The 22,451-nt window shown below is 73.9% G+C and carries 21 protein-coding genes; 8 read left to right on the top strand and 13 right to left on the bottom strand.

Annotation, left to right across the window (positions count from 1 at the left end; genetic code table 11):
- From MNZ39_RS16885 to MNZ39_RS16875, 3 genes are all read right to left on the bottom strand, one after another.
- On the bottom strand, positions 1 to 1,054 hold a 1,054-nt coding region (locus MNZ39_RS16885; protein ID WP_242340254.1), incomplete at its 3' end, for a polysaccharide deacetylase family protein.
- Between the two features lie 53 nt (positions 1,055 to 1,107).
- On the bottom strand, positions 1,108 to 2,235 hold the full coding sequence (locus MNZ39_RS16880) for a glycosyltransferase family 4 protein (protein ID WP_242340253.1): 1,128 nt from the start codon (positions 2,233 to 2,235) through the stop codon (positions 1,108 to 1,110).
- Positions 2,236 to 2,243: 8 nt separating this feature from the next.
- Positions 2,244 to 2,486, bottom strand: a complete 243-nt coding sequence (locus tag MNZ39_RS16875; protein ID WP_242340252.1) for a hypothetical protein — start codon at positions 2,484 to 2,486, stop codon at positions 2,244 to 2,246.
- 287 nt (positions 2,487 to 2,773) lie between these two features.
- Between MNZ39_RS16875 and MNZ39_RS16870 the strand changes: the two genes are divergently transcribed.
- Genes MNZ39_RS16870 through MNZ39_RS16860 form a run of 3 tightly spaced genes read left to right on the top strand, consistent with a single transcriptional unit; the run spans position 2,774 to position 6,045 of the window.
- Entirely contained in the window at positions 2,774 to 3,376 is a 603-nt protein-coding gene (locus MNZ39_RS16870; protein WP_242340251.1) for a TetR/AcrR family transcriptional regulator, read from the top strand.
- Entirely contained in the window at positions 3,373 to 4,986 is a 1,614-nt protein-coding gene (locus tag MNZ39_RS16865) for a DHA2 family efflux MFS transporter permease subunit (protein ID WP_242340250.1), read from the top strand. The genes MNZ39_RS16870 and MNZ39_RS16865 overlap by 4 nt, the downstream gene beginning before the upstream one ends.
- A 3-nt stretch (positions 4,987 to 4,989) precedes the next feature.
- Positions 4,990 to 6,045, top strand: a complete 1,056-nt coding sequence (locus MNZ39_RS16860) for an HlyD family secretion protein (RefSeq protein WP_242340249.1) — start codon at positions 4,990 to 4,992, stop codon at positions 6,043 to 6,045.
- A gap of 94 nt (positions 6,046 to 6,139) precedes the next feature.
- On the opposite strand, the gene MNZ39_RS16855 is transcribed toward MNZ39_RS16860, so the two are convergent.
- The 8 genes from MNZ39_RS16855 to MNZ39_RS16820 form a co-directional block, all read right to left on the bottom strand.
- The gene (locus MNZ39_RS16855) at positions 6,140 to 6,925 is read right to left on the bottom strand and encodes a 3-hydroxybutyrate dehydrogenase (RefSeq protein ID WP_242340248.1); all 786 of its coding nucleotides are present in this window, start codon (positions 6,923 to 6,925) and stop codon (positions 6,140 to 6,142) included.
- A complete protein-coding gene (locus MNZ39_RS16850; RefSeq protein WP_242340247.1) occupies positions 6,922 to 7,866 on the bottom strand; it encodes a branched-chain amino acid ABC transporter permease in 945 nt (314 codons plus the stop codon). Before MNZ39_RS16850 ends, MNZ39_RS16855 begins: the two co-directional genes overlap by 4 nt.
- Positions 7,863 to 8,726 (bottom strand): branched-chain amino acid ABC transporter permease, encoded by an 864-nt coding sequence (locus MNZ39_RS16845; RefSeq protein ID WP_242340246.1) that lies wholly within the window; start codon positions 8,724 to 8,726, stop codon positions 7,863 to 7,865. The genes MNZ39_RS16850 and MNZ39_RS16845 overlap by 4 nt, the downstream gene beginning before the upstream one ends.
- A gap of 9 nt (positions 8,727 to 8,735) precedes the next feature.
- On the bottom strand, positions 8,736 to 9,971 hold the full coding sequence (locus MNZ39_RS16840) for an ABC transporter substrate-binding protein (protein ID WP_242340245.1): 1,236 nt from the start codon (positions 9,969 to 9,971) through the stop codon (positions 8,736 to 8,738).
- 26 nt (positions 9,972 to 9,997) lie between these two features.
- Positions 9,998 to 10,714: an ABC transporter ATP-binding protein gene (locus MNZ39_RS16835; RefSeq protein ID WP_242340244.1), complete on the bottom strand. Its 717-nt coding sequence runs from the start codon at positions 10,712 to 10,714 to the stop codon at positions 9,998 to 10,000.
- Positions 10,711 to 11,463, bottom strand: a complete 753-nt coding sequence (locus tag MNZ39_RS16830) for an ABC transporter ATP-binding protein (RefSeq protein WP_242340243.1) — start codon at positions 11,461 to 11,463, stop codon at positions 10,711 to 10,713. Before MNZ39_RS16830 ends, MNZ39_RS16835 begins: the two co-directional genes overlap by 4 nt.
- A 265-nt stretch (positions 11,464 to 11,728) precedes the next feature.
- Positions 11,729 to 15,793, bottom strand: coding sequence for a hypothetical protein (locus tag MNZ39_RS16825; protein ID WP_242340242.1), 4,065 nt, complete (start codon positions 15,791 to 15,793; stop codon positions 11,729 to 11,731).
- A 388-nt stretch (positions 15,794 to 16,181) separates the two neighbouring features.
- Positions 16,182 to 17,114 (bottom strand): aldo/keto reductase family protein, encoded by a 933-nt coding sequence (locus tag MNZ39_RS16820; protein WP_242340241.1) that lies wholly within the window; start codon positions 17,112 to 17,114, stop codon positions 16,182 to 16,184.
- A gap of 446 nt (positions 17,115 to 17,560) precedes the next feature.
- On the opposite strand from MNZ39_RS16820, the gene rnk reads away from it, so the two are divergent.
- Entirely contained in the window at positions 17,561 to 17,980 is a 420-nt protein-coding gene (gene rnk, locus MNZ39_RS16815) for a nucleoside diphosphate kinase regulator (RefSeq protein ID WP_242340240.1), read from the top strand.
- On the opposite strand, the gene MNZ39_RS16810 is transcribed toward rnk, so the two are convergent.
- Both MNZ39_RS16810 and ric read right to left on the bottom strand, forming a co-directional pair.
- On the bottom strand, positions 17,957 to 18,451 hold the full coding sequence (locus MNZ39_RS16810) for a hemerythrin domain-containing protein (protein ID WP_242340239.1): 495 nt from the start codon (positions 18,449 to 18,451) through the stop codon (positions 17,957 to 17,959). The two genes, rnk and MNZ39_RS16810, sit on opposite strands and share 24 nt — an antisense overlap.
- Positions 18,445 to 19,143 carry an iron-sulfur cluster repair di-iron protein gene (gene ric / locus MNZ39_RS16805; protein WP_242340238.1) on the bottom strand — a complete coding sequence of 233 codons (699 nt, stop codon included), beginning with the start codon at positions 19,141 to 19,143 and terminating at the stop codon, positions 18,445 to 18,447. The genes MNZ39_RS16810 and ric overlap by 7 nt, the downstream gene beginning before the upstream one ends.
- A 118-nt stretch (positions 19,144 to 19,261) precedes the next feature.
- On the opposite strand from ric, the gene MNZ39_RS16800 reads away from it, so the two are divergent.
- The 4 genes from MNZ39_RS16800 to MNZ39_RS16785 all read left to right on the top strand — a co-directional run.
- Positions 19,262 to 20,260 (top strand): sigma-54-dependent Fis family transcriptional regulator, encoded by a 999-nt coding sequence (locus MNZ39_RS16800; protein WP_242340237.1) that lies wholly within the window; start codon positions 19,262 to 19,264, stop codon positions 20,258 to 20,260.
- A gap of 58 nt (positions 20,261 to 20,318) precedes the next feature.
- A complete protein-coding gene (gene rdgC, locus MNZ39_RS16795; protein WP_242340236.1) occupies positions 20,319 to 20,957 on the top strand; it encodes a recombination-associated protein RdgC in 639 nt (212 codons plus the stop codon).
- Entirely contained in the window at positions 20,944 to 21,573 is a 630-nt protein-coding gene (locus MNZ39_RS16790; protein WP_242340235.1) for a hypothetical protein, read from the top strand. Before rdgC ends, MNZ39_RS16790 begins: the two co-directional genes overlap by 14 nt.
- 105 nt (positions 21,574 to 21,678) lie before the next feature.
- A partial coding sequence (locus tag MNZ39_RS16785; RefSeq protein ID WP_242340234.1) for a TolC family protein occupies positions 21,679 to 22,451 on the top strand: 773 nt, incomplete at its 3' end.

Raw genomic sequence — 22,451 nt, 5'->3', positions numbered from 1 at the left:
AGCTCGCGCCGTAGGTCGCGCGTGGCGCCACGGGGCGGACGAGCACGTGCCAGCGCAGCGCCTGCGCCGCGAGCCCGCCCACGTTCGCGAGCGCCGCCGCGAGGAGCAGCGCCGGGTCGGCGCCGGCGAGCGCGCGCGCGACGCCCCGGACGTCGGCGTGACGCAGCCCGAGCGTCACGAGGAAGGCCAGGACGGCGAGCCCGCCGAGCCGCGCGGCGAGGCCACCGCCGGCGGCGCGCGGAGATCGCTCGAGCCGGTCGAGCGTCACGAAGCGGAACCCCGCGGCGCGCCAGCGGCGGACGAGCTCGGGGATCGCCTCGGCCGTCTGCTCCCGGCGTCGCGCCGGCGCGGGGTCGCGCTCGCCGGCCGCCTCGCCGGCGCCGTCATGGAGCAGCAGGATCTCGCCGCCGCGCATCCGGGCGCAGGCGCGATCCGCGATCGCCGCGGCGCCCGGCCGCTCCGTGTCCCAGACGCCGCGCGTCCACGCGACGAGCACGAGGCCGCGTCTCCGCAGGGCCCGGCGGAGCAGCGCCGACTTGAAGCCGTGCGGCGCGCGGAAGAACGGCGCCGGCTCGACCCCCGCCGCGCGGATCGCGGCGGCGCCGCGGTCGAGCTCCGCCGCGAGGGTGGCCGGGCCCGCGAGGTGGAGCTTCACGTGGCCGTGGCCGTGCTGTGCGACGAGGTGCCCACGCCGGGCCGTCTCGCGCACGAGCTCGGGGGCCGCCTCGGCGGCGCGGCCGAGCACGAAGAAGGTGGCCTTCACGCCGGCGCGGTCGAGGGCGTCGAGCACCGCGCCCGTGTCCGGCCCCGGCCCGTCGTCGAAGGTGAGGGCGACCTCGGGGCGATCGCGGCGCCCGGCGCGCAGGCTCGTCCCGCCGGGATCGAACGTCGGCCACAGCGCGTCGGCGGCGGCCGCGGCGAGCGCGAGGGTGACCGCCGCGAGCCCGAGCCCCGCAAAGGGGCTGCCGCGCACGGCGAGGAGCGCGGCGCCGCCGAGGAGGGCGGCGAGCGCGGCGACGGCGACCGCGAGGAGGGCCTGCTTGCGGAGCGGCATCGGGTCCCTGGAGAATCCTATACGACGGCGCGCGCGATCACCCGAGGTGCCGCTCAGGCCGCGCCGACCGCGCGGTACAGCTCGAGCACCTGGCGCGCCACCCGCGGCCACGCGTACCGCGTCGCGGTGAGCTTGCCGCGCGCACCGTAGGCCGCCGCGAGCGCGCGGTCCGAAGCGAGGCGCGCGAGCGCGCGCGCCCACGCCGCCGGGTCGGCCGGCGGGAGGAGCTCTCCCTCGCGCTCGTGCTGCATGACCTCGCGGAAGCCGGCGATGTCCGACGCCAGGACGGGCTTCCCGGCGCTCATCGCCTCGAGGAGCGTCACCCCGAACGACGCGATGCGGGTGGGCGCGCAGTAGACGTCCGCGGTCGCGTACCAGTCCGGCCGGTCGTCACGGGAGACGCCCGCGAACACGATCTCGTCGCGGAGCTCCGGGGGGACCCGGTCCTCGTAGCGGCCGCGGAGCGGACCGTCCCCGACGACGAGGAGCCGCGCGGGCAAGGAGCGGCGGAGGAGGGCGAACGCCTCGATCATCACGTCGAGGCCGTTGCGCGGCTCGAGCCGCCCCACCCAGAGCACGTTGAGACGCCCGTCGTCGAAGCGTTCGAGCCGCTGGCCCGAGCCGAAGCGCTCCGTGTCCACGCCGTTCGGGATGATGCGGAAGCTGGCGCGCAGCCGCTGCTCGTACGGCCCTGCCGCCGCGTGGGACACCGCGACGGCCGCGTCGAGCCGCTCGAGGTAGCGGCGCTGCCAGAGCTGCGTGAGCGCCCAGGCGCGGCCGGGGCGGAAGTTCGTGTGGAAGGTCCCGACCACCGGGCAGCGCGCGTGGTGGATCGCGAGCCAGGGGAGGACCGGGGTGAGCGGGCAGTGCACGTGCACGACGTCGAACCGCTCGCGCTCGAGCGTCTCGCGCACCGTCCGGGAGAGGCCATAGCCGACGGACACGCGTCCGAAGCCGCCGTTCAGGTAGAGCGGGACGCTCCGCCCCACGCGCAGCACGTCCGGCGCCTCGGCGACGCCCGGGCCGCCGGCGGCGTCGGCCGCGGCGAGATCCGGCATCTCGCTCGTGACGATGCGCGCGACGTGGCCGAGGCGGCGCGCCTCGCGGGCGAAGTGGTGGACGTGCTCCTGAACGCCGCCGATGCTCGGGTAGTAGTACTCGGTGACGATGCCGATTCGCATTCGGGGGCTCAGGCCTGCGAGGCGCGGCGGTCGGTGGGCGGCGTCGGGGCGACCGCGTCGCCCGGGTGCAGCTCGCGGCCGAGCGGGCGCCGGCGCCGGAGGATCGGGAGCATCGCGGCGCCCGCTCCGAGGAAGGCGACGACGTCCATCCACGCGACGCGGGCGACCGCGCGGACGACGCGCGCGCGCGCCCAGCGCCGCGAGCGCGGCGGCGGGGCAGGGGCTCGAGGATCGACGGGTGACATGGTCACCGAGCGTAAGATGTGGCGCTCGCGCCGGCACGTCACGGAGAAGCCGGCCGAGTGGGTTGCGGCCGATCGAGCGGCGTGGCCCCGCCCGAGCGCTCGGGGTCGGGGAGAACGGGGACGGTTCGCGCCCGCGGGCGGGGAGATTCTCCCCGACGAGGGACGCCGCCGCTGCCCGGAGGGGGCGCGCGCTCCTGGGGAGCTGTCCACTGCGTGCGGGAACGCGCGCGCCGGTTGACGCCTGCGACAGTTAGCGTTAAGTCGGGTTCATAAGTTGAACGGAGATTCATCGAATGACCCGCTCCTCAGCTCACCCCCGCCTGCGCGACCGCCTCCGCGAGGAGACCAGCCGCGCCATCCTCGAGGCGGCGGAGCACGAGTTCGCGGGCGAGGGGCTGCACGCCGCGCGCATGGAGCGGATCGCCGCTCGGGCCGGCGTCGCGGTGGGCACCCTCTACAACCACTTCGCGGATCGCGAGGCGCTGCTCGGCGCGCTCGCGCGCTCGCGGCGCGAGCGGCTGCTCGCCCGCGTCGACGCGGCGATCGCGGCCGTGAGGGGCGAGCCGGTCGCGACCCAGCTCCGCGCCTACCTCGAGGCCGTCAGCGAGCACGCGGCGGCCCATGGGCCGTTCCTCACCGTGCTCGTGCAGGCGGGCGAGGGGCCGGCGCGGGCGCGGCCGGCGCGGCTCGGCGACGAGCTCACGGCGCGGGTCGAGGCCGTCGTCCGGCGGGCGATCGCGTCCGGAGAGCTCCGGAAGGACGAGGCCGGCGTGTTCGCGCTCGCCTTCGTGGGCATGGTCCGGATCGTGCTCACCCGCACCATCGAGGAGCACGCACCCTTCGATCGCGCGGCGGCCGCGCTGCTCGAGCTCTTCCTGGAGGGAGCACGCCGGTGAGCACCGCCACGCTCTCCGCGCCGATGGCCGCCGCCCGGCCGGTGCCGAACAAGTGGCTCGTGACCGTCTCGGTGACGTTCGGGACGCTCATGGGCGCGATCGACTCGTCGATCGTGAACGTCGCGCTGCCGCAGATCCGCGGGGCCGTCGGGGCGACGGTCCAGGAGATCACCTGGATCACGACCGGCTTCGTCATCGCGACGGTCATCGTGATGCCCCTCACGGCGTTCCTCGGCCGGCTCTTCGGCCAGAAGCGCGTGTACCTGGCGAGCCTCGTGCTCTTCCTCGCCGGGTCGGCGCTGTGCGGCGTCGCCTCGAGCCTCCCCGAGCTCGTCCTGTTCCGCGCGCTCCAGGGGCTCGGGGCGGGGGCGCTGCAGCCCACCGAGCAGGCCATCCTGCGCCAGACCTTCCCGCCGAAGGAGCAGGGGATGGCGATGGCGCTCTTCGGGATGGCCGTGATGGTCGGCCCGGCGATCGGCCCGACGCTGGGCGGCTACATCGTCGACAACTATCACTGGTCGTGGATCTTCTTCATCAACCTGCCCGTCGGCGCGCTCGGCCTGTTCATGGTCTGGCAGTTCGTGCAGGAGCCGGAGGACATCCGCGCCGCGAACGCCGCCGCGGCGGCCGAGCAGCGGCGGAACCTCGACTGGCTCGGCATCGCGCTCCTCGCCGTCGGCCTCGCCGCCCTGCAGTTCTTCCTCGAGGAGGGCCAGCAGGAGGACTGGTTCCAGTCCGGGCTCATCGTCGCCGCCGCGGCGGTGGCGGTCGTCGGCCTCGCGCTGTTCGTGTGGCGCGAGCTCACCGCGAAGGCCCCCGCCGTGAACCTCCGCCTCTTCAAGGATCCGGTCTTCACCTCCGGGACCCTGATCGGCGCGGTGATGTTCTCGATCCTCATGGCGAGCATGTTCCTCCTGCCGCTCTTCATGCAGGAGCTGCTCGGGTTCACCGCCATGCAGTCGGGGCTCGCGCTCATGCCGCGCGTGCTCGTCATGATGGCGGTGACGCCGATCGTGGGGCGGCTCTACGGCAAGGTGTCGGCGCGGCTCCTCATCGCGATCGGGGTGCTCCTCGTCGCCTACGGCGCCTTCGCGGTGTCGCACGTGACGCTGGCCACCTCCGCCGCGGGCATCACCCACGCGATCCTGGTCCAGGGCGTGGGGTTCAGCTTCCTGTTCGTGCCCCTCACCACGGTCGCGCTGTCGAACGTCCCGCGCATGCGGCTCGCGGACGCGACGGGCCTGAACTCGCTGCTCCGCCAGGTGGGCGCCTCGATGGGCCTCGCGGTGTTCGCGACCTTGCTCTCCCGCTACGGCGTCCACGCGCGCGCCGCCGTCGCGAGCCACCTCACGGTGGACCGGCCGGAGGTGCAGTCGCGCCTCGCGCAGCTCGCGGCGGGGTTCCAGCAGCGCGGCTTCGACCCGGTCGCCGCGCGCGAGGCCGCGCTCCGCGCCCTCGACGGCATCGTCCGGCGGCAGGCGATGGTGCTGTCCTTCGAGAAGGTGCTGCTCCTCACCGGCCTCCTCTTCCTCTGCGTCCTGCCGCTGCTCTTCTTCCTCAAGGCCAGGCGTGGCTCCGGCGAGCCGGTGCACGTCGAGATGGAGATGTAGAAGATGACCCCTTCCGATCCGAAGCTCCACGAGGTCAGGCCGCTCCCCGCGGCGCCTCCCCCGGCGGCCGCCGCGCCCGCTCCGGGGCGATCGCGGCGCCGCGTGATCCTGGGCGGCGCCGCCCTGGCGCTCCTGCTCCTCGGCGGGTTCGCCGGCTGGGAGTACCTGCACCGCGGGGAGGAGGTGACGGACGACGCGCAGGTCGAGGCGGACGTGGTCGCCCTCGCGGCGCGCGTCGGCGGTCCCGTCGCCGAGCTGCTCGTGAAGGACGACGCCCCGGTGAAGGCGGGCCAGCCCATCCTGCGGCTCGACCCCGCCGACTACGAGCTGCGCGTCCGGCAGGCCGAGGCGGAGCTCGCGACCGCGCGCGCCCAGGGTCAGGCCGCCGACGCCCAGGTGGGCGCCGCCCGGGCCACCGTCACCCGCGGGGAGGCCGAGGCGGAGAAGGCCCTGTCGGACCTGCGGCGGGCCGACGAGCTCAAGAAGGGCGAGGCCATCGCGGCGAGCCAGTACGACGCGACGCGCGTGTCGAGCGAGACCGCGCGTGCGGGCGCCGGCGCGAACCGCGCGCAGTACGCCGCAGCGCTCGCGAACGCCGAGCTCGCCCAGGCGCGCGAGAAGAGCGCCGAGGCCGCGCTCGCGCTCGCGAAGCTCCAGCTCGGCTACACGGAGGTCCGCGCTCCCGCCGACGGCGTCGTCTCGCGGCTCGGCGCGCGCGTCGGCCAGATCGTGGCGCCCGGGCAGGTGCTGGGGCAGCTCGTGCCGGATCGCACCTACGTCGTCGCGAACTTCAAGGAGACGCAGACCGGCGCGCTCCGCCCCGGGCAGAAGGTGGAGGTCGAGGTGGACGCCTACTCGGGCCGGACGATCGAGGGGCGAGTCGAGAGCATCTCCGGCGGCACCGGCGCGCGCTTCGCGCTGCTCCCGCCGGACAACGCCTCCGGCAACTTCGTGAAGGTCGTCGAGCGCGTGCCCGTCCGGATCGCCTGGGTGTCTCCTCCGCCGGACCTCTCGCTCCGCGCGGGCCTCTCCGCGGTCGTGACGGTCCACACGCGCTGAGGGGAGGCGGAGGCGGGCGCGGTCGCGTCCGCCGGGGGGCGGGGCCGAGGGTCGGGGTCGGGGTCGAGGAGGTCGGGGTCGAGGGTCGCCGGTCCTACTGCGCCGTGTACCCTCCGTCGATCACCGCGGTCGCCCCGGTGATTCCCGCGGCGCCGTCGCTCGTGAGGAACAGCGCGTACTCGGCCACCTCGCGCGGCGTGAGCAGCCGCCTGAGCGGCACGAGGGGGTAGATGACCTCCTCGAGGACGCGCTCGAGCGGCACGCCGCGCGTGCGGGCGAGGTCCGCGAGCTGGTTGCGGACGAGGGGGGTCTCCACGTAGCCCGGGCAGAGGGCGTTCACGGTGATGCCGTGCGGGGCGCCCTCGAGGGCCGCGACCTTCGTGAGGCCGATGAGGCCGTGCTTCGCGCTGTTGTAGGCGGACTTTCCCGCGAAGCCGACGAGGCCGTTCACCGACGCGACGTTCAGGATCCGGCCGAAGCCCTGGCGCTTCATCACCGGGAAGGCGTGCTTCGTCGCGAGGAACGGCGCGACGAGCATCACGCGCAGGAGCAGCTCGAAGCGCTCGGTGGGGAACTCCTCGATGGGCGCGACGTGCTGCAGCCCCGCGTTGTTCACGAGCACGTCGAGGCGCCCGTCCTCGGCGACCACCTCCTCGAGGACGGCGCTCACCTCCGCCTCGCTCGTCACGTCGCAGGCGACGCCGCGCACCGCGAAGCCGGCCTCGGCGATCGCGCCCGCCGCCGCGGCGGCGGCGGGGCCGTTCAGGTCCGCGAGCGTCACGCGCGCGCCCGCCTGCGCGAGCTGTGTCGCGATCTCGAGCCCGATGCCGCTCGCGGCGCCGGTCACCACCGCGATGCGACCCTGGATCTCCACCGTCATGGCTTCCCTCCGATGAACGAGCGGCGCACCAGCGCGCGCACCTCGCCGACGATGCCGCGCCGGAACGCGAGCACGCACGCGACGAACACCGCGCCGGTGATGACCGTCACCCACGATCCCACGTCGGCGAGGTAGTTCTCGAGGGTGACGACGAGCAGCGCTCCGACCGACGGCCCCAGCACCGTCCCCATGCCGCCGAGCAGCGTCATGAGCACGACCTCGCCGGAGCGGTGCCAGTGGACGTCGGAGAGCGACGCGAACTGGAGCACCACCGCCTTGAGCGACCCTGCGAGGCCCGAGAGGGCGGCCGAGAGGACGAACGCGAGCAGCTTGTAGCGCGCGACGTCGTAGCCGAGCGACAGCGCCCGCGGCTCGTTCTCGCGGATCGCGCGGAGCACGTGGCCGAAGGGCGAGTGGATGGCCCGCTGGATGAGCCAGAAGCCGGCGAGGAACGCCGCGTAGACGAAGTAGTAGGTCGTGATCGGCCCGTCGAGCGCGAGGACGCCGAGCGCCTTGCCGCGGGGGATCCCCTGCAGCCCGTCCTCGCCCCCGGTCCAGGGCAGCTGGACGACGAGGAAGTAGACGAGCTGCGCGAAGCCGAGCGTGATCATCGCGAAGTAGATCCCGGAGCGTCGGATCGCCAGCGCGCCGAACACGAGCCCGAGCAGGGTCGCGACCGCGGTGCCCGCGAGGACGCCGAGCTCCGTCGGCAGCCCCCAGGTGCGCAGCGTGATCCCCGTGACGTAGGCCGCGGAGCCGAGGAACGCCGCGTGGCCGAAGGAGAGGAGCCCGGCGTAGCCGAGCAGGAGGTTGAACGCGCTCGCGAACAGAGCGAGGCAGAGCACGTTCATCGCGAAGACCGGGTAGACGAGGTACGGCGCGGCGAGGCCCACGAGCACCATCGCCGCCCACGCCCAGGCCCGCAGCGCGCGGCCGCTCATCGCTGCCTCCCGAACAGCCCGGCCGGGCGGACGAGCAGGACGAGCGCCATCACCACGAACACGACCACGCTCGAGGCCTCCGGGTAGAGGTAGCGCGTGAGCCCCTCCACGAGCCCGATGCCGATGCCGGTGAAGATCGAGCCCGCGATGGAGCCCATGCCGCCGATCACGACCACCGCGAACACCACCATGATGACCGAGCTCCCCATGAGCGGGGTCACCTGGTAGACCGGCGCCGCCATCACCCCGGCGAAGGCCGCGAGCGCCACGCCGAAGCCGTAGGTGAGCGTGAACATGAGCGGCACGTTGACGCCGAAGGCCTGCAGGAGCCTCGGGTTCTCCGTGCCCGCCCGCAGGTACGCGCCGAGCTTGGTCCGCTCGATGACGAACCAGCTCGCCGCGCACACGACGACGGACACGACCACCACCCAGGCCCGGTAGAGGGGCAGGTACATGAACCCGAGGTTCACGCCGCCCCGGAGGGCGGCGGGCACCGGGTAGGTGCTCCCGGAGTTCCCGTAGGCCTGGTGGAACAGGCCCTCGGCGATGAGCGTGAGGCCGAAGGTGAGGAGGAGGCCGTACAGGTTGTCGAGCCCGTACAGCCTCCGCAGGAGCAGCCGCTCCACGGCGACGCCCACGAGGCCCATCGCCGCGGGCACGAGCAGGAGCGCCCAGAAGTAGCCGACCCCGAGGTACGTCGCCGCCATCCACGCGGCGAAGGCGCCCATCATGTACTGCGCGCCGTGCGCGAAGTTCACGACGTTGAGCAGCCCGAAGATGATCGCGAGCCCCAGCGACAGGAGCGCGTAGAACGACCCGTTGATGAGGCCGACGAGGAGCTGCCCGAAGAGCGCCTGCATCGCGCGACGCTACTTCTTCATCACCGCGGGCGAGGCGGACTTCGCGAGCGGGCAGGCCTGCTGCTCGACGGTCGGGAACGCCTCGGCGGCCGGGATCGTCTTCACGATCTCGTAGTAGTCCCAAGGCTTCTTGGACGCGCCCGGCGCCTTCACGCGGGCGAGGTACATGTCGTGGCGGAGGAGCCCGTCGGGCCCGATGCGCGCGTTCTTCGCGAAGAAGTCGTTCACCGGCGTGGCCTTCATCTTCGCCATCACCGCGTCCGCGTCGTCGGTGCCCGCCGCCTGCACCGCCTTCAGGTAGTGCATGACCGACGAGTACACGCCCGCCTGGACCATGGTCGGCATCTTCTTGTGCTTAGCGAAGAAGCGCTCCGACCACTTGCGCGTCTCGTCGTTCATGTCCCAGTAGAACGCGGTGGTGAGGTACATGCCCTTCGCGGTGTCGAGCCCGAGGCTGTGGACGTCGGTGATGAAGACGAGCAGGCCCGCGAGGCTCTGCTTGGGCGTGACGCCGAACTCGTTCGCCTGCTTGATGCAGTTCACGGTGTCGGCGCCGGCGTTCGCGAGGCCGACGATCTTCGCGCCGGACGACTGCGCCTGCAGCAGGTAGCTCGAGAAGTCGGTCGTGCCCGGCGAGGGGTGCCGGGCGAACCCGAGCACCTTGCCGCCCGCGGCCTTCACCACCTTCGTGGTGTCCTCCTCGAGCGAGCGGCCGAAGATGTAGTCGGCCGTGACGAAGTACCAGGTGTCGCCGCCCTGGCGCACCACCTCGCGCCCCGTGCCGTTCGCGAGCGCCCAGTTGTTGTACGTCCAGTGGACGTTGTAGGCGGTGCACTTCTCGCCGGTGAACGCGGTCGTGCCCGGGCCGGAGAGCAGGGTGATGCGCTTCTTCTCCGCGGCGACGGGCATGACCGCGCCCGCCGTGGACGACGAGACCAGGTCGGCGATCACGTCCACCTGCTCCTGGTCGAACCACTTGCGGGCGGTGTTGGAGGCGACGTCCGCCTTGAGCTGGTGGTCGGCCGAGACGAGCTGGACGGGCTTGCCGAGGACCTTGCCGCCGAAGTCCTCGATGGCCATCCGCGCGGCGAGCACGGAGCCCGGGCCGGCGAGGTCGGAGTAGTAGCCCGTCATGTCGGTGAGGACGCCGATCTTGACGACGCCGTCCGAGACCTTGTCGGCGGCGAGGGTGGGCGCCGCGAGCAGCGCGGCGAGGCAGCAGGCGACTCGGGGGATCCGGCTCATGTGCCCTCCTTCGTGGTTGGGCGGCGCTAGACGCCCAGGAAGCGGTGCAGCGACTCCAGCTTTCCCGGGAGCTCGTCCCGGGTGATCGTGTCCACCACGCGCCCGCGCTCGAGCAGCACGTGACGGTCCGCGAGCGGGGCGACGAAGCGGAAGTTCTGCTCGACCAGGATCACCGTGAACCCGCGGTCGCGGAGCGCGCGCACGGCGCGCCCGAGGGCCTGCACGATGACGGGCGCGAGCCCCTCGGTGATCTCGTCGAGGAGGAGCAGCCGCGCCCCGGTCCGGAGGATCCGGGCCATCGCGAGCATCTGCTGCTCTCCGCCGGAGAGCCGCGAGCCGGGGCTCCTCCGGCGCTCCCGGAGGTTCGGGAACATCTCGTAGATCTCCTCGAGCGACATGCCCCCCGAGCGGACGACCGGCGGGAGCGTCAGGTTCTCCTCCGCCGTGAGGCTCGCGAAGATGCCGCGCTCCTCGGGGCAGAACCCGAGGCCGAGCTGGACGATGCGGTGGGTCGGCAGCCCGATGGTCTCGTGCCCGCTCACCATGATCGAGCCCGTGCGCCGCCCCACGAGCCCCAGGATGGCCTTGAGGGTGGTCGTGCGCCCGGAGCCGTTCCTGCCGAGGAGCGTGACGAGCTCGCCCGCGCTCACGGCGAAGTCGACGCCGTGCAGCACGTGGGACTCTCCGTAGAACGCGTGGAGGCCCGCGAGGCGCAGGAGCTCGGGGCGCGCGGGCTCGATCACGGGGTCGCTCCGATGTACGCCTCGAGGACGGCGGGATCGCGCGAGACCTCGTCGTAGCTCCCCTCCGCGAGCACCGCGCCGCGCGCGAGCACCGTCACGCGCCGCGCGAGGTCCTGCACCACCGAGAGGTTGTGCTCGACGAGCAGCACCGTCCGACCGGCCGCGACGCGCCGGATGAGCGCGACCACGCGGCCCACGTCCTCGTGGCCCATCCCCTGGGTCGGCTCGTCGAGGAGCAGCAGCTCCGGATCGAGGGCGAGCGTGGTCGCGAGTTCGAGGGCGCGCTTGCGCCCGTAGGGCAGCTCGACCGCGACGGTGTCGCGGTCGGCCTCGAGCCCGACCGCCGCGAGGAGCTCGACGGCGCGCGCCTCGAGCGCGTCCAGCGTCCGCTCCGAGCGCCAGAAGTGGAAGGAGGTGCCGAGCGGACGCTGCAGCGCGACGCGCACGTTCTCGAGGGCGGTGAGCGCCGGGAACACCGCGGACATCTGGAAGGACCGGACGATGCCGCGCCGCGCCACCTCGGCGGGCCGCGCGTGCGTGACGTCGTCCCCCTTGAACAGGATCGCGCCGCGCGTCGCAGGGAGGAACCGGGTGAGGAGGTTGAAGACCGTCGTCTTGCCCGCACCGTTCGGGCCGATGAGCGCGTGGATGCTGCCGCGCGCGACGCGCAGCGACACGCCGTTCACGGCGACGAAGCCGGCGAACTCCTTCACGAGGTCGCGCGTCTCGAGGATCGTCTCCTCGGGCATCCGGCCTCCGGCGTGGAACCCAGGTGGAGAGCGAACCTTTACAGCTTGTGGGGTGCGCCGAAACGCCCCAGGGGGAGGGGAGGGTTCTCGATGGCCGCAGGAAGGAGGTCCGCGCGCGGCCCGGCGACGCGGCGCGTCTAGAGCAGTCGCGCAGCAGCCTCTCCGGCGATCCCGCTCGAGAAAAAACGCGCGGGCCCGGAGGCCCGCGCGCGATGCACGCCGTCCTGTGAAGGTCGGGCCGGCAGCAGCCGGCCCGACCGCGCCGTCAGGGCACGACGGGGTAGCAGAGCGTGGCGCCGGTCGTGCCGAACGACGCCGACACCGACTTCGCCGCCGTCATCGTGACGGTGCACGTCCCCGTCCCGATGCACCCTCCGCCCGACCAGCCCGCGAAGGTGTCGCAGGTGGAGCTGGGCGAGGCGGAGAGCGTCACCGTGGTGCCGGTGTCGATCGCCGCCGTGCAGCCGTCGGGCGAGCCCGACGTGCACGCGATGCCGGGCCCGCTCACCGTGCCGTGCCCCAGCCCCGTGGGCGTCACGGTGAGCGTGAACGTGGCGGGCTGGAACGTCGCGGTCACGGTCTTCGCGCTCGTCATGGTGACGGAGCAGCTCGCGCCGTCGACGGCCGTGCAGCCCGACCAGCTCTTGAAGATCGAGCCGGGGGCGGCCGCGGCGAGGAGCGTGACGGTCGCGCCGTTCGCGACGGTCGTCGAGCACCCCGTCGTCGCGCCGGGGGCGCAGGAGATCCCCGGCCCGCTCACGGTTCCGCTCGCGCCGTACGTCCCCGTGACGGTGACGGTGAGCGGGTACTCGCTCGGCATGAACGACGCGGTCACCGTCTTCGCGGCCGCCATGGTGACCGTGCAGCTCGTGCCGCTCACGGAGGTGCAGTTCGCCCAGCTCTTGAAGAGCGAGCCGGCGGCGGGCTCGGCGACGAGCGTGATCGTGTCGCCGTTCGCGACCGAGGTGGTGCAGCCGGTCGTCGCGCCGGGCGTGCAGCTGATGCCCGGGCCGCTCACCGACCCGCTCGCGCCCGACGTGCCGGTGATGGAGACCGTGAGCGGGAACTCGCTCGGCTGGAACGTCGCCGTCACCGTCTTCGCGGCCGTCATGGTGACGTTGCAGCTCGTGCCGCTCACGGAGGTGCAGTTCGTCCAGCTCTTGAAGATCGAGCCGGCGGCGGGCTCCGCGACGAGGGTGATCGTGGTCCCCGTCGCGACCGAGGTGGAGCAGCCCGTCGTCGCGCCCGGCGTGCAGGTGATGCCCGGGCCGCTGACGCTGCCGCTCGAGCCGTACATGTTCGAGATGGAGACGGTGAGCGGGTACTCGCTCGGCTGGAACGTCGCGGTCGCGGTCTTCGCGCTCGTCATGGAGACCGAGCAGGTCGCGCCGTCGACGCTCGTGCACCCGGCCCAGCTCTTGAAGATGGAGCCGGCGGCGGGCTCGGCGACGAGCGTGACGGTGGCGCCGTTGGCCACCATCGTCGAGCAGCCATCCGTCGCGCCAGGCTGGCACGCGATGCCAGGACCGCTCACGGAGCCGCTCGCGCCCGAGACGCCCGAGACCGCGACCGAGAGCTTGTACTGGGCCGGCTCGAAGTAGGCCGTGGCGGTCTTGGCGCTCGTCATGGTGACGGTGCAGGTGGCGCCGTCCGAGGTGGCGCACCCGCTCCACCGCCTGAAGATCGAGCTCGCGTCGGGCGTGGCGGTGAGCGTCACCGTCGCGCCGTTCGCGATCATGGCGGAGCAGCCGTCCGTGGATCCCGTGGTGCAGGCGAGCCCGGCGCCCGTGACGGTGCCGCCGGCGTTCGTCCCGGACGTCGTCACGGTGAGCTTGTACTGGGCGGGCTCGAAGTAGGCCGTGGCGGTCTTGGCGCCCGTCATGGTGACGGTGCAGGTGGCGCCGTCGTAGGTCGTGCACCCGCTCCAGCGCTTGAACACGGACGTCGCGTCGGGCGCCGCCGTGAGGATGACGGTGTCGCCGTTCCCGACGATGGCCGAGCAGCCCGCCGTGGAGCCCGTCGTGCAGCTCAGCCCGGGGCCCGTGACCGTCCCGCCCGCGCCGCCGGAGCCGGAGGTCGTGACGGTGAGGGGATACGTGCTCGGCTGGATCACCGCGTTCACGTTCTTCGCGGAGGAGACGGTGACGGAGCACGTGTTGCCGGACGAGCTCGTGCACCCGCTCCAGCTCTTGAACACCGAGCTCGCGTCGGGCGTGGCGGTCAGGGTCAGCACCGTGGACGGCGTCGTGTTGGCCACCACCGCGGAGCAGCCGGTGGTGGAGCCCGTGGTGCAGGAGATGCCCTCACCGGTGATGGTGCCGACGCCGCCGCCGGAGCTGCTCACCTTCACCGTGTAGGTCGAGGGCTGGAAGCTGGCGGTCACCGTCTTCGCGGCGCTCATCGTGAGCGTGCAGTCGCCGAGACCCGTGCACCCGCCGGTCCAGCCCTTGAACACGGCGTCCGTGCCCGGCGCGGCGCGCAGGGTGACGGAGTCACCGCTCGCCACGAGCGCGGTGCAGCCCGTGGTGGAGCCGGTGGTGCACGCGATCGTGCCCGTCCCCACGGGACCGGTGGCGCCGCCGCTCACCGTGCCGGTCGCTCCGCCGATGTTGGACACGGTGAGCTTGTAGCCCGGGACGAACGTCGCGGTGACCGACTGCGCGGCGCTCATCGGGACGACGCAGGTCCCCGTCCCCGAGCAGGCGCCGGACCAGCCCGCGAACACGGAGGTGGCGCTGGGCGTGGCGGAGAGCGTCACGACCGTGCCCTCGACGAGGTCCGCCGCGCAGGTCGCGCCGCAGGCGATGCCGGCCGGATCCGAGGTGACGTCCCCGGTCCCGGCCCCCGCCCGCGTGACGGTGAGCGCGTACAGCGGAGAGAACTTCGCGATGGCGAGGCGAGACTCGTCCACCGTCAGCGTGCAGGGCCCGAGCCCCGCCTCGGCGCAGGCGCCGGACCACCCGACGAACGCCGAGCCGGCCGCCGCCGAGGGCGTGAGGGTGACCACCGTGGGCGCGTCGAACATCGCGGCGCAGGTCGCGCCGCAGTCGACGCCCGCCGGCTCGGAGACGACGGACCCCGAGCCGTTCCCGATGAGCGAGGCCGTGAGCTCCGCGCGGACCGTGATCGCCTGCGTCCGGACGCGCGAGACGGTGGTGAGGGGGTCGACGGCCAGCAGGGCGTCGAACGCGACGAGCACGCGGCCCGCGCGGTCGGAGGAGACGGAGGTCGTGACCCCACCCGTGCCCGTCCCGACGAGGAAGCCCGAGGGGTCGATCACCGCGCCTGCGCTCGTGACGCGAGCCGCGTAGACGTCGAACGCGGTGCCGCTGCGGCGATCGTGCCACGCGACCACGTAGTACGCCCCCTCGAAGCCGACGTCCGGCGTCTGCTGTGCGTCCGCCGCGGCGGCGATCGCGAGGCCGGACGCGTCGAGCACTTGGCCGGACGCGCTGACGCGGCTGCCGAACACGTCGCTCGTCCCCGAGCGCGTGTCGTTCCAGGCCACGAGGAAGCCGCTCCCGTCCGAGGCGATCGCCGGGCGGCCCTGGCTGCTGCCCGCCAGCGAGATCGGCAGGCCGTCGGGGTCCGTCACGGTGGAACCGGCCACGCGCGCGCCGTACACGTCAGGTCTACCCGCGCGGCCGTCGCGCCACGCCACGAGGCAGGTGCCGGTCGCGCACGCGACGGCGGGCTGCGTCTGGTGCAGCGGCGCCCCGGAGATGACGAGGTCCGTGGCGAGGACCGTGCCGTCCGGTGCGACGCGCGCGCCGCGCACGTCGCCGAAGCCGGTCCGGCGGTCCTCCCAGACCACGAGGTAGCTCGTGCCGTCGAAGGCCACCGCGGGCTCGACCTGATGATCGAGCGCGGTGCTGATCGGGATGCCGCCCGGATCCAGGACCGTTCCGTCCGGCGTGACGCGCGCGCCGTAGACGTCGCGCCCGGTGGCGCCGCGCGAGTCCTGCCAGACCACGAGGTAGTTCGCCCCGTCGAACGCCACGCTCGCCTCGACCTGGTCGCCGGCGGCCGCGGAGATGACGATCGGCGCGGAGCCGAGCACGACGCCGGCCTTGCTCACCCGCGCGCCGTACAGATCCTGGCCGGTGCCGCCCCGCGCGTCGGACCAGACCACGAGGTGGTTCGTCCCGTCGGACGCGGCGGCGGGCGCGGCCTGGGAGCCGGTGGGAGGCGGGAACACGTCCGCGCCCGTCTGGTTCACCACGGCGAAATCGGTCGATTCCAGCGCGGCGGGTGCCGGGTCGCCCGCGCCGTTGCACGCGAGCAGCGCGACCACCCACAGCAGCGACAGCAGCGAGAGCTTCCCCCTCATGACGCACTCCTCCCTTTCGGAGCGCCGACCGAGATCCCCGGTTTGGGTGATCCCTTGTCGGTGACGGCGCACCCTAAGTGGACAATTCACGACATGTCCTGATCCCGAACGGGGTGAGTCTAGCGTGACCTGCGACCGTAAGGGAAGAGTGCCGGGTCGCCGCGTGGTTGCTGAGAGGCAAATCCGCGTGGGTGATATCGCCCAGCAACCTTTAGTGAACGCCGGGAGCGTCCGGATCCGCACGAGAACGGGCCGACGCGCGCGTCACGCCGCGGCGCCGCGGCGGGCCGCTCCGGGGACGTGGATTCACGCTGGGTGATTTACACCGAACGTCTCGAGCGCGCAGGCCGGACGGCCGCGCGAGGTTCACGCGTCGCGAAGCTCGGACCTAGACGGAGAACGCCTCGTCGATGCGCCGCAGCACCTCGGGCGCGAGCTTCACGCCGGACGCCCTCGCGTTCTCCGTCACCTGCTCGGGCCGCGAGGCGCCGATGATCGCGGACGAGACCTCCCGACGTCGGAGCACCCACGCGAGCGCGAGCTGGGAGAGCGTGATCCCGAGCTCGGCCGCGATCGGCCGGAGCCGCTGCACGCCCTCCAGGACGCGGTCGTCGAGCCGCCGCTGGATGAAGGTGCCCATCGTCGCGCTCGCCGCGCGCGAGCCGGGGGGGACGGCGGCGCCGGGCGCGTACTTCCCGGTGAGGATCCCCTGCGCGAGCGGGGACCAGACGATCTGGCCGATCCCGTTCGCCGCGCACAGCGGGAAGATCTCCGCCTCCGGCTCGCGCCAGAGGATCGAGTACTGCGGCTGGCTCGACACGAAGCGCTCGCCGGGGAGCGCCAGCGCCGCGCGGACCTGGTCCGCGCTCCACTCCGAGAACCCCAGGTAGCGGGTCTTGCCCTGCCGCACCGCCTCGGTGAGCGCCGCCATCGTCTCCTCGAGCGGGGTCTCCGGGTCGTAGCGGTGGCACTGGTACAGGTCGACGTGGTCGAGGCGGAGGCGCCGGAGCGAGGCGTCGAGCTGCTTGCGGATCTGCGCGGCGGACAGGCCGCGGTCCGTCTCGGACATGGGAAAGTAGAGCTTCGTCGCGAGGACGTAGGAGTCGCGCGGCACGCCCCGGAGCACCTCCCCGAGGAGCTCCTCCGCCCGCCCGCCGGAGTAGACGTTGGCGGTGTCGATGAAGTTGATGCCCGCCTCGAAGGCGGCGCGGACGCAGCCCTCCGCCTCCGCGCGCGCCACGCCGCCGCCGTAGGTGAGCCACGAGCCGAGCGAGATCTCCGACACGACGAGGTCGCTGTTGCCGAGCTTGCGGTACTCCATCGGTTCCCCTCCGTTGCCGGGCGGCTCCTGCGCGGGCGCCCACGCGGGCGCGGCGCAGAGCGTTCCGAGCCATGAATACGACGCGGAGCGGGCCGACGCACGCATCGTGACCGCGAGGCCCGCGACCCGATGGAGCGGCGAGCCTCCGCGCCTTGACGCGCCGCCCGCCCGCCGCTAGACGAGCGGGTGCATGTCGTCCATCGCCTGCCATCGCCCGCGCCCTTCCGCGCACCCGCAGCCGCGGCGGCAGGTGGCCCCGCGCGCGCCGGGCTCGGCGCGCGCTCGCGAGACGGCCTGCCTCCTCGCCCGCGCCTCGCGCTCCCCGCTGTAGCGAGGGCGAGGCGCCACCCCGGCAGCGTCCCCCGACCGGCGCGTCACGCGCCGGATCCAAGCCACCCCCCGTCGCCCCCGCGCTGGCCGCGCGGGCGACCTCCGAAGGAGCCGTCATGTCCGCGCCCGTCCGCAAGCCCATCCACGTCCTCCGCGCCGATCTCGACCGCCTGCGCGCGCTCGTCGACCAGCACCTCGCGAGCCGCGACGCCGCCGCCGCCGAGCAGCTCGACGCCGAGCTCGACCGCGCGATCCCGGTGGAGGTCGCGCCGCCCGACGTCGTCACGCTCGACGCGCGCGTCGCGTTCGTGGACGAGGCGACGGGGGTGCGTCGCGAGGTCGTGCTCGTCTACCCGCGGGACGCCGACGCCTCCTCGGGCCGCATCTCGGTGCTCGCGCCCATCGGCGCGGCCCTGCTCGGGCTCGCCGTCGGCGACGACATCGCCTGGCCACTGCCGGACGGGCGCGTCGCGCGGCTCCGCATCCTCTCGGTCGCGCAGCCCGCCCAGGCGTCAGCGGCTCCCGCCTCGGCCTGAGCCCTCCGGCGGGTCGCCGATCTGCGCGCGGTACGCGTCGCCGCCGAGCGTGCGATCGAGGATCGGGAAGAGGACGTGCTCCTCGAGCTCGAAGTGCGCGAGCACGACCCCGAGCAGGCGATCCGCGTGCCGGACGAAGGCGCGCGGGTCGCCACCCGCCCGCCGCGCGAGCTCCGCGCTCCAGCGGTGGATGATGTCGTGCTCGTAGCGCATCGACGCGCTGAACGCGGCGGGGCCCTCGCAGGCGTACTTGTCCACGACGGGGTGCAGGGTGCGCTCCTCCCAGGCGAGGTGCGGCCTGAGGCACGCGTCGAGCGCGCTCACGACGGCGCGCATCTCGGCGACGGCGGCGTCCACCTCCAGGCCGGCGAGCGCGCCGACGCGATGGTCTATCGCCGCCAGGGTCTCGCGCAGGCGGGCGCGCTGCGCGCGGAGCGGAGCGGTGACCGCCGGGGGCGACGTGCTCAGCACCGGGCTCCCCGCGCCGCGACGAACCGCGGCATGAGGACGTGGTTCTCGAGGTGGACGTGGCGGAGCACGTCGCCCTCGAGCGCCTCGAGCTCGCTCATGAGGACCCGATAGGAGGAGCAGGCCCACTCCGGCGTCGCGTACCCGTCGGCGAGCGCCCGCATCCGCGCGAGCAGCGTCCCGACCGCGACGTGCTCCTCGTACATGCGCTCGAGCTCGCGGCGGACGAGCGCCGGGTCCGGGCTGCGCGACATGAGCGCCGGGAAGAGCACCTGCTCCTCGTCGTCGAGGTGCGGCTCGAGGGCGTCCGCCAGCTCCGCGAAGGTGAGGCGAAGCTCCTCGAGCTTCTCGTTCCTCGGCCCGTGGACGCGGGCGACCTTGTCCGCGAGGGGGGCGATGAACGGGATCGCCCGCCTCAGGTAGGCGTGGTGGTGCGAGACGATGTGAGCCACGAGCGCGGGGACCGGGAGCGAGCGGGGGTCCGCCTCGAGCGAGGCCTCGCCGCTCGCCGGGAGGGCTGCCTCGAGCTCCGCGAACACCGCGTCGGGGTCGAGCTCCCGGCCCGCGCAGGCCTCCGGGAGGGTGACGTTCCCGTGGCAGCAGAAGTCGATCTGGTGCTTCTGGAAGACGCGGGCGGCGACGGCGTGGTCGGCGACGATCTGGGCGACGGTGGCGCTGCGGTCGAGGTGGGGCATTTCGGTCGTGTTTCCTTTCGGGGCTCCCGAGGAGCACGCGGCGTGCCGCGCGGGAACGCTCGCCGATCGCGCGGTTGTGGGGCGTCGCGGGCGCCGTTAAGCACCGGATTGGAACACCATGGAACGCTCCCTGCCGCCGCTCCACGTGCACGACGCCTGCGAGGTCTGCGGGCTCGACACCGTCGTCCCGCGCATCGCGCGCACGGCCCACCTCGTCGCCGAGGGTCCCGCCATGCAGGCGGCCCTCCGTCGCGCCCACGACTTCGCGGACTCCGACGCGCCGGTGGTGGTGCTCGGCGAGAGCGGCACCGGGAAGGAGGTCGTCGCGCGCGCCCTCCACGCCGCGAGCCCGCGCGGCGCCCGGCCGTTCGTGCCGGTGAACGTGGCGGCCCTTCCGGCGGAGCTGCTCGAGTCGGAGCTGTTCGGGCACGTGCGCGGCGCGTTCACCGGCGCGACCGCCGAGAAGGAGGGGCTCTTCGAGGCGGCCGACGGTGGGACGCTCTTCCTCGACGAGATCGCCGAGATGCCGCTCGTCCTCCAGGCCAAGCTCCTGCGGGCGCTCGAGGACGGCGAGATCCGGCGCGTGGGCGACACGCGCGCGTTCGGGGTGGACGTCCGGATCGTCTGCGCGACGCACCGCGACCTCCCCCAGCGCGTGGCGGAGGGCCGCTTCCGCGAGGATCTCTACTACCGCCTCAAGGTGCTCGTGCTCCGGCTGCCCCCCCTGCGCGAGCGGCGCGAGGACGTCCTCCCCCTCGCGCGCCAGTTCCTCTCGGCGGAGCGGCGCCCTCCCGCGGGCCTCGCGCCGGACGCCGAGCGGCTGCTCCTCGCCTACGCGTGGCCTGGCAACGTCCGCGAGCTCCAGAACGTGATGCGCCACGCGGCGGTGCTCGCCCGCGGCGGCGAGATCCGGCCCGAGCACCTGCCCGAGGAGCTCCTGCGCCCCGCCGCCCGCGCGGAGTCGCCGGCGCGCACGCTCGCCGAGGTCGAGCGCGAGCACGTGCTGCGGGTCCTCGAGGCGTGCGGCGGCTCTCAGGTCGAGGCGGCGCGCGCGCTCGGCATCGGCCGGAACACGCTCTGGCGGAAGCTGCGGGCGTACCGCGAGGGCGAGCGGTAGAGGCCGAGGGCCCGCCTGCCTTGACGGCGGGCCGGGACTCGCTCATGTTGCGCGGCCCATGCCCGTCCTCGGTGGTGCCGTCACGTTCGCCCGGTTCCGGTGGGAGCCGGGCAAGAAGCCTCCCTCAGACACCCGGCGCTGGCTCGCGAAGGGGCTCGCCTCGGGCGCCTTCGAGCCGCTCGATCCCGCCAAGGGCGACGAGGAGCGCGCCGCAGGCTTCGTGGAGCTGGAGGATCAGGACGCGACCTCCTTCGCCTCGATCATCCAGGGCGAGTACGCGCTCTTCGCCTTCCGCGTCGACACGCTCAAGGTGCCGGCCGCGGCGCTGCGCGTCGAGCTGGAGCGCTGGCGCGTGGCGTTCGAGAAGGAGCACGGCCGCCCGCCGGCGAAGCGCGAGAAGGCCGAGCGCAAGGAGGCGGTGCGCCACCTGCTCCGCCAGCGCGCGACCCCCAGCTCGCACGTCCACGACGTCAGCCTGAACCTGAAGGCCGGCCAGGTGCAGATCTGGGCCGCCTCCCGCAAGGCGGTGGACGAGGTCGTGGCCGCGCTCGAGACCGCCCTCGAGGTGAAGCTCGCGCCGCTCACCCCGGCCGCGCTCGCCGCCAGGGCAGGGACCCCGGACGCCGCGCTCGCGCCGACGCCGGAGCTCGTGGGCCTCGAGTCGTCGCGGCGGGAGGTGAGCGATGTCGAGGCGTGAGCAGGCGCGGACCGACGCGGCCTTCCAGCGCGGCGCCGCGGGCGTGGACGGGCTCCCCACCGAGGAGGAGCGCCGCGACGAGGCCGAGGTCGAGAAGGACAAGGCGCGCGAGCAGCTCCTGCGCGGCCGCACGTACCTCGGGCGCGAGCTGCTGACGTGGCTCCTGTGGCGCTCGGAGTCGACGGAGCCCGTGATCGAGCTCGACGGGGCGGGGGTGACGGTCGTCTTCGTCGGCCGGCTCACGCTCCGCGGCATCGCGGGCGACGTGACCGAGCTCGTGGCGCGGGGCGCGCTCGCGCCGTACTCGGCCCAGGTTCGCCGCGCGCTCGACGCCGGCCTGCTCGTGCACCAGGCGCGCGTGCGGCTCGAGCACGCGGAGCGGGTGTACGAGGCGACGCTCGACGCCGAGTTCCTGGACGTGCGCGCCGCGAAGCTGCCCGAGCTCCTCACCGAGGAGGAGGACGATCGGCTGCTCGAGCGGCTCGAGCTCGCCGAGCGGCTCTCCGCGATCGTGGACGCGCTCACCGGCGCCTTCCTGGACGTCCGCACGAGCCGCACCTGGCGCAAGCGGGTTGCGACACTCAAGACGTGGATGCGCGCGGGCGAGGAGGCCTAGCCTCGCCTAGAGCCGTCGCCGGTCGAAGCGGTTCGCCGACGCCCCATCGGCAAGAAGACGAGCTCGCTGCCGAAACTTTTCACGCGATGACGGCTCGCATCGCCTGTGAAAAGACATCCGCTCACGTGGAAGGGGCTCGCCCTCGCGGCGCTCGCCGCGCTCGCGGCGCTCCCCGCCGGCGCCGCCGGGGCATCGCCCGTCACCATCCAGGAGGCGATCCGCGCCGCCTGGCAGGAGAACGCCGGCCTCAAGGCCTCGTCCGCCCAGGTGGAGGCCGCGCGCGCGGAGGCGGCGCGCGCCCGCGCCGGACACCTCCCGACGCTCTCGCTCTCCGGCCGCGGCGTCCGCACCGACGAGCCGATGATGGCCTTCGGGCTGAAGCTCGACCAGGCTCGCATCGGCCAGGCGGACTTCGATCCCGCGCGGCTCAACCACCCCGACGCGGTGGGGGGCTGGGGGGCGAGCGCCGCCCTCAACCTCCCGGTCTTCACCGGGGGCCGCGTGGCGGCGGGCTCGCGCGCCGCCGGCGCCATGGCCGGCGCCGAGGCGGCGAGCCACGAGCGCCGCCGCCTCGAGACCGCCGCCGCCGTCGTGGAGGCCTACTTCGGCGCGCAGGTCGCGGAGGAGGGCGTCCGCTACGCCGAGGACCTCCTCGCGCAGGCGAAGGAGACCGAGCGCTTCGTGCGCCAGCGGAACGCGCAGGGGCTCGCGCTCGACGCGGACCTCGCCCGCGCCTCCGCGTTCCGCGCCCAGGCGGAGGCCGAGCGCGCCGCCGCGCTCCAGCGTCGCGCCTCCGCCCGCTCCGGGCTCGCGCTCGTGGCCGGCGACGCGGTCGGGACGGCCGAGCTCGCGACCCCCGTCGCGGCCCTGCCGCCGCT

This window comes from Anaeromyxobacter sp. SG66 (assembly GCF_022690805.1).
Classification (GTDB): Bacteria; Myxococcota; Myxococcia; order Myxococcales; family Anaeromyxobacteraceae; genus Anaeromyxobacter; species Anaeromyxobacter soli.
Note: the sequence above shows the minus strand (reverse complement) of the source record. Positions and strands in the feature narration are given on the sequence as shown.